5 protein-coding genes and 1 pseudogene are annotated in these 6086 nt (G+C 56.2%); 5 read left to right on the top strand and 1 reads right to left on the bottom strand.

The features are described 5' to 3' along the window. A pseudogene (locus GQO94_RS20565) lies at nucleotides 1–124 on the top strand (IS5 family transposase); the annotation flags it as partial. A 190-nt stretch (nucleotides 125–314) separates the two neighbouring features. Here GQO94_RS20565 and GQO94_RS20560 read toward each other — a convergent pair. Continuing rightward, nucleotides 315–656 carry a hypothetical protein gene (locus tag GQO94_RS20560; RefSeq protein WP_156843236.1) on the bottom strand — a complete coding sequence of 114 codons (342 nt, stop codon included), beginning with the start codon at nucleotides 654–656 and terminating at the stop codon, nucleotides 315–317. 322 nt (nucleotides 657–978) lie between these two features. Between GQO94_RS20560 and GQO94_RS20555 the strand changes: the two genes are divergently transcribed. From GQO94_RS20555 to GQO94_RS20540, 4 genes are all read left to right on the top strand, one after another. Next, a complete protein-coding gene (locus GQO94_RS20555; protein WP_156843235.1) occupies nucleotides 979–1437 on the top strand; it encodes a MerR family DNA-binding protein in 459 nt (152 codons plus the stop codon). A 558-nt stretch (nucleotides 1438–1995) separates the two neighbouring features. After that, on the top strand, nucleotides 1996–2439 hold the full coding sequence (locus GQO94_RS20550; protein WP_156843234.1) for a CBS domain-containing protein: 444 nt from the start codon (nucleotides 1996–1998) through the stop codon (nucleotides 2437–2439). 85 nt (nucleotides 2440–2524) lie between these two features. Next, nucleotides 2525–5110 carry an NAD-dependent epimerase/dehydratase family protein gene (locus tag GQO94_RS20545; RefSeq protein WP_156843233.1) on the top strand — a complete coding sequence of 862 codons (2586 nt, stop codon included), beginning with the start codon at nucleotides 2525–2527 and terminating at the stop codon, nucleotides 5108–5110. 136 nt (nucleotides 5111–5246) lie between these two features. Continuing rightward, nucleotides 5247–5909: a peroxiredoxin gene (locus GQO94_RS20540; RefSeq protein ID WP_008603843.1), complete on the top strand. Its 663-nt coding sequence runs from the start codon at nucleotides 5247–5249 to the stop codon at nucleotides 5907–5909. Nucleotides 5910–6086 lie beyond the last annotated feature (177 nt).

Genomic DNA, 6086 nt, shown 5'->3' with positions numbered 1-6086 from the left:
CTTCAACAAACTCAAGAACTGGCGGCGCATCGCGACCCGCTACGACAAAACCAGGGAATCCTACCTTGGCTTCGTCGCTCTCGCCTCAGTCAAACTCTGGATACCCTTTGTCCACGAAGCCTAACTCTACGGGCGCAGCCGAGCCTCGACAAGCCTTCGGGATCTGTTGTGGTAGAAATCATAAATACGGTCCGCTTGCATGGGACATGAGATCAGCAGGATTCACCGATCATTGTTCGGATGGTGCCTGCCCCGCAGGGAGGGGGCAGGCTTAGGCGAAGACAATCTGGCAAATTGACGTGTGGTGCTCAGGATTACCCTGCCTCTTCATTCGACATCTGTTCCTGTTTCATCTTCATCATTTCATTGCAGTTGCGCATCATGTCCATCATTTGAGCGCGCATTTCCGGATCGTTCATCATCGCCATCATTTCAGCGCGCATCTCGGGGTTGTTCATCATCGCCATCATCCCGGACATGTCACCATCCCTGTCCGACATTTCGCCCTGCATTGCACCATGCTCGTGGCTGCTCTCTTGGCCTTGCGAGCTCTCTTGTGGAGCGGGCTGATGATCGACTTGGGATTGCGCGGCCGCAGCTGTTGCGAGACCGGCGGTCGCCAAGGCTCCGAGCGCCGCTAATTTAAAACCATTCATAAAAGTTCCTTTCATTGTTCCGATAAGTTCAGCTTTGCGTCGTAATGCGCAGGAACTGGAAGCGCGCGAACTTGCCGCTCAGGTCACCTGCCTGGGTCATCCGCACATATCTGGCTTGCATTTTTTCCAGGGCGGTGCGGCTTCTGGGCATGTCGGCGTCAATGCGCGGGAGTGCGCTTTCTTCTTATAACCTTTCTCCGCGAATCGAACATTACCCAAAAGATAGGGCTTCCCATCATGGGAAGGTCAAGAGGGGCGTCAGAATAAAAATTGTCGGCGCAGGCTGTTTGCTTTCCTATCGTGGGAAAGTTATCCAGCATGCATGAGCCAACTGCACACAATTGGTGAGGCCGCCGCAGACAGTGGCGTGTCGGCCAAGATGATCAGGCATTATGAGAAAATCGGTCTGATCGGATCGGCCGAACGCACCGAAGCTGGCTATCGGCTTTACGGCCCTGCCGAAATACATACGCTGCGGTTCATCCGCCGCGCCCGCAACCTTGGCTTTTCGGTAGATGATATCGGCGAATTGCTCGGTCTGTGGCACGACGAGAAAAGAGCCAGCAAGGATGTCCGGGAGGTTGCCGCCGGACACTTGGGTGCTCTGCGCGCCAAGGCGGCAGAAATTCTTTCCATGATCGACGCTCTTGAGCATCTTACCGCGGGTTGCACGAACGATGACCGGCCAGATTGTCCTATTCTCAAAGATCTTTCCAACGATGCCAATCCTGCCTTAGCAAAAGAAGTCGGTCACAAGTTCGGATACCAGCGGGTCTGCTAAAAACAGAGTTGGCGCTGGTCTGTTCTCATGGTTCGCTTCATTTTTGGGTTGGACCAGCAATTGGCTGAGGACGCGTCCGACATTTGACCGGCGAGACACATAAGACTCCTGGAGCGGGCCCGAAGGTGCTGCGTCGTTGTTCGCAAAACCTCAAGCTTGGCCAGTTTCGCGATTGCAGTTTTTTGCCAAGGCGTGGTCTGCCCGTTTGCGAAGTTTAATTCGCAACAAATCTCGGTGTCAGCTCTATTGAGTGGAACATATCCATTCGCTGAAACGATCTTTTCTCCAAGCTCCCGACCTTTTCCCATTCAGCCAATATGAGGGGTTGGAGCAGATGGCTCGTACTGTAAGCGTGACCCATCAGAGACGCACCAAGAACAGCACCTGCGCGACCTCCTTGTGCGGTCCAGGTCGGCACCGAGTTCGCCAATTCGTCGCATGGAGGGGGCTTGACCTTCCAACGATGGGAACCGTTACCTTATGATTTTCTATGATTTGAGCGAAGCTGCCCTGACGGGAAATGCTTTTGCACAGACCGACCGATGAAGGAGTGGAATTATGCATGTTAAGGACATTATGACGAAGGATCCCGCCTGCTGCGACAAGGATGCGAGCGTACAGGATGCAGCGAAGCTCATGGTGGGAAACGACTGCGGAGAGATTCCTGTTGTTGATGACCAAGGCGGTCTGGTGGGTGTCGTCACAGATCGGGACATTTGCTGTCGCGTCGTAGCTGAAGGCAAGTCGCCCGACACCCCGGTGGGGGACATCATGACCCGTTCGGTTGTCACTGTCACGCTGGATACCGAGGTAGATGCATGTTGCTCCACGATGGAGAGCAACCAGGTCCGGCGCGTTCCCGTGATTGATGACGAAGGGAATTGCTGCGGCATGGTTTCCCAGGCTGATATTGCACGGTCCGGTGCCGATGCAAAGACCGCAGAACTCGTCGAGGAAATCTCCAAGCGATCTCAGGAAAAGGCCTCATCGGGTTGTTGCTAGTCCGAGGACAGCTGCAGGACCGTCCTCCCGCGAGGACGGTTCTGTCTTGAAGAGTAATCCCAAGATCAACGCGATGGAGTAGATTATGGCTAGAGGCGTCGTCCTGATAACCGGTGCAAGCGGATACATTGGGCGCGCTTTGGTTGATCGGTTGAGCGACCAGTACCGCATCATCGGCCTCGATCGCTCGGTCGCGAAAGACGTTCCCGGACTAGAAGCCTCATACGCCATCGACCTCGCGGACGAAGCGTCGGTTGTCGACGCCTTGACCAATGTGCGTGCCGCGCATTCAAACACGATTGCAGCTTGCATTCACCTGGCTGCCTATTTCGACATCACGGGCGAGCCAAACCCGCTGTACACCAATGTCAATGTTGAAGGGTCGCGCAGGCTGATTACGGCACTGCAGGACTTCGATGTCGAACAGTTCATCTATGCAAGCTCGATGCTTGTACACGAGCCCAAACCGCTGCCGGGCGTACGTATCGACGAATCCAGTCCGCTTGGACCGACGTGGCCTTACCCTCAATCGAAGGCCGATGCGGAACAGGTACTGCGCGAGAACCGTGGCGACATTCCGGTTGTGTTCCTGCGGTTTGCCGGGGTCTACGACGACAAGGGGCATTCCGCCTTTCTCGCCGAACAGATTGCCGGCGTCTATGAGCACCGCGTGTCGGCGCATCTGTATCCGGGGATGTTGTGCGCTGCACAATCGGCACTGCATCTTGAAGATCTGATCAAGGCGGTCGAGCAGACTATCGCGCGTCGCGCTGACCTCGAGGACGATTTGCCGATACTTGTCGGCGAGCCCGAAACGCTGGGCTATGCCGAGATACAGGACATCGTCCATTGCCAGATCCACGGCAAGGAATGGACGACAGTGCGCATTCCAAAGAGCGTGGCGAAACTGGGCACGTGGGTTGAGGAAGAAGTCCTTGGCCATGAAGGCTTCGTCAAGCAGTGGATGGTCGATGACGCCAACGCCCATTACATACTTGATATTTCACGTGCTCGGAACCTGCTGGGGTGGGAGCCAGAGCACTCGCTCCGCGACACACTTCCGATCATCATCGACGCGTTGAAAGCCGACCCGCAGGACTGGTACGAAACGAACAAGCTGAACACGTCCCGCGTGGCCTGGCATCCAAAGCGTTCGGACGCAGAGAAGACCGAACCGGCGCGACCTCAATCGCAAGACACCGATATAGCGCATGATGGGCACCAGATGGACGGCGACATGAACAATATGGACGGCGATATGCAGCATATGGACGGATCCCAGCGCGGTACCCGCTGGACGCAGTTTGCTGTCATCGGACTCGGCCTCTGGCTTGCTGCAAGTCCGGGTGTTTATGACGTCGTATCCGCCGATACTGCCCGTGCGTCGGTCGTAGCGGTCACTCTCGAGCGGGGTTTGCCGTCGATCGAATGGCGGGCCAACGCTCTTGCTCTGAGCGATATGCTGAGCGGGATCGCATTGATGATCTTCGGCGCGATGTCGCTTTCGAAGCGCACCGCCTGGTTGGGGCAGTGGGCGACGGCCTTTGTCGGCATCTGGCTGCTTTTCGCGCCCTTGTTCTTCTGGAGTCCGAGCGCGGCCCAATATCTGACCAATATGCTTGTCGGTACATTGGCGATCGCATTCTCGGTGCTGGTGCCAATGATGCCCGGCATGAGCATGGAAGGGATGATGGACAAGAAGTCCATCCCGCCCGGGTGGACCTACAGTCCCTCGACCGATGCCCAGCGATTCCCGATTGTTGCGATGGGCATCATCGGCCTTCTGATATCGCGCATGCTTACCTCCTACCAGCTTGGCCATATCGATGTGGCGTGGGAGCCGTTTTTCTCCGGATCGCTTGGCGATCCCAAGAACGGCACCGAGGAAATCATCACGTCGGATGTATCCAAGGCCTGGCCGATCCCGGATGCCGGACTAGGGGCGGTCAGCTATGTGCTCGAGATCCTAATGGCGGTCATGGGAACCCGCACGCGCTGGCGCACGATGCCGTGGATGGTTACCTTCTTCGGCATTCTGGTCATTCCGCTCGGTGTGGTCAGTATCTATTTCGTGATCATTCAGCCGATAATGATCGGGACGTGGAGTACGCCGGCTCTGATTGCTGCGCTTGCGATGCTCATCATGATCCCGTTCTCGCTCGATGAAGTCATCGCCATGGGACAGTATCTCTACTGGTCGAAAAAGGAAGGCAAGTCACTCGTTCGTACCTTCTTCAAGGGCGGCGCAGTGTCAAACGGTGAAATCGACGATACCGACTATATGACCGACGCGCGTTCGATCTGGACGAACACGGTGCGCGGCGTGACCTTCCCGTGGACCCTGGTGGCCAGCACGGCTCTGGGAGCGTGGCTGATGCTGACAAGGATAACGCTTGGCAGCGAGGGGGCGATGGCCAACAGCGATCACGTGGTGGGTGCTTTGGTGATTACGGTGGCAATCATCGCGACCGCGGAAGTCGCGCGCGCCCTGCGCTTCATCAACGCTGCATTCGGTGCCTGGCTGGTCGAAGCGCCCTTCATGCTTGCAGGGGCTTCGGCTGCCGGAACGGTGGCCTCGGTTGGGGTCGGACTGCTCTTGATCGGACTGAGCCTGCCTCGCGGTAAGCGAAGCGGTGAGCATTATGCGGGCTGGGATCGGTTTGTCGTATGACCGGTTGACCCGAGCAAAGCGGATCTGGCGCTCTTCCTTTAGGAACAGGATGAAGACGAGGTCGGACCCGCATTCTTCTCAGAGCATCGCTAGAAATGTGCCCTGAGTACCCACAAAATAAGCAGGAGTATTTTACATGACCCTTTCAATTGGCTCGACAGCCCCCGATTTCACAGCCCAGACCACACAAGGAAACATTCACTTCCATGATTGGATGGGTGACAGCTGGGCAATCCTCTTTTCCCATCCCAAGGCATTTACACCGGTTTGCACGACCGAGCTTGGTTATATGGCCGGGCTTGGCGAGGAATTTGCCAAACGCGACACCAAGATTATTGGCCTTTCGGTCGACAGCAGCCAGGATAATCGCGATTGGCTTCCCGATATCGAGGAGGTGAGTGGAAATAAGGTCGACTATCCCGTGGTCGGCGACAGCGACCTTCAGGTCGCCAAGCTTTATAATATGCTGCCGGCCGACGAAGCGGGTAATGCGGAGAGGCGAACCGCAGCCGATAACGCCACCGTCCGCGCTGTCTATATCATCGGGCCAGACAAGAAAATTCGCGCCATGCTGCTTTATCCGATGAGCAGCGGGCGGAATTTCGATGAAGTGCTCCGGCTGCTTGATTCGGTGCAACTCACCGAACGCAAGGGTGTAGCGACGCCGGTCAATTGGCAGAAGGGTGATGATGTGATTATTCCGCCTTCCTTGTCGGACGAAGATGCGAAAGCCAAATATCCCGATGGCTGGGACGAAAAGAAACCGTATTTGCGTGTGATCCAAGAACCGATCGACTAATTGCGCGAACAGGTTGCCAGCAATTGCATGTCGGCGTGAATATAGCATGCTCATGCTAGGCTTCGTGGACAAAGGGTATCCAGAGTTTGACTGAGGCGAGAGCGACGAAGCCAAGGTAGGATTCCCTGGTTTTGTCGTAGCGGGTCGCGATGCGCCGCCAGTTCTTGAGTTTGTTGA

The sequence above is a fragment of the Novosphingobium aquimarinum genome, assembly GCF_009746585.1.
GTDB classification, from domain to species: Bacteria; Pseudomonadota; Alphaproteobacteria; order Sphingomonadales; family Sphingomonadaceae; genus Novosphingobium; species Novosphingobium aquimarinum.
The sequence above is the reverse complement of the archived record's forward strand: the minus strand, read 5'-3'. Positions and strand labels throughout refer to the sequence as shown.

Coding starts and splice junctions, on each gene's coding strand:
- GQO94_RS20550 (WP_156843234.1), top strand. CDS start 1,996: ATGCATGTTAAGGACATTATGACGAAGGATCCCGCCTGCTGCGACAAG.
- GQO94_RS20545 (WP_156843233.1), top strand. CDS start 2,525: ATGGCTAGAGGCGTCGTCCTGATAACCGGTGCAAGCGGATACATTGGG.
- GQO94_RS20555 (WP_156843235.1), top strand. CDS start 979: ATGAGCCAACTGCACACAATTGGTGAGGCCGCCGCAGACAGTGGCGTG.
- GQO94_RS20540 (WP_008603843.1), top strand. CDS start 5,247: ATGACCCTTTCAATTGGCTCGACAGCCCCCGATTTCACAGCCCAGACC.
- GQO94_RS20560 (WP_156843236.1), bottom strand. CDS start 656: ATGAATGGTTTTAAATTAGCGGCGCTCGGAGCCTTGGCGACCGCCGGT.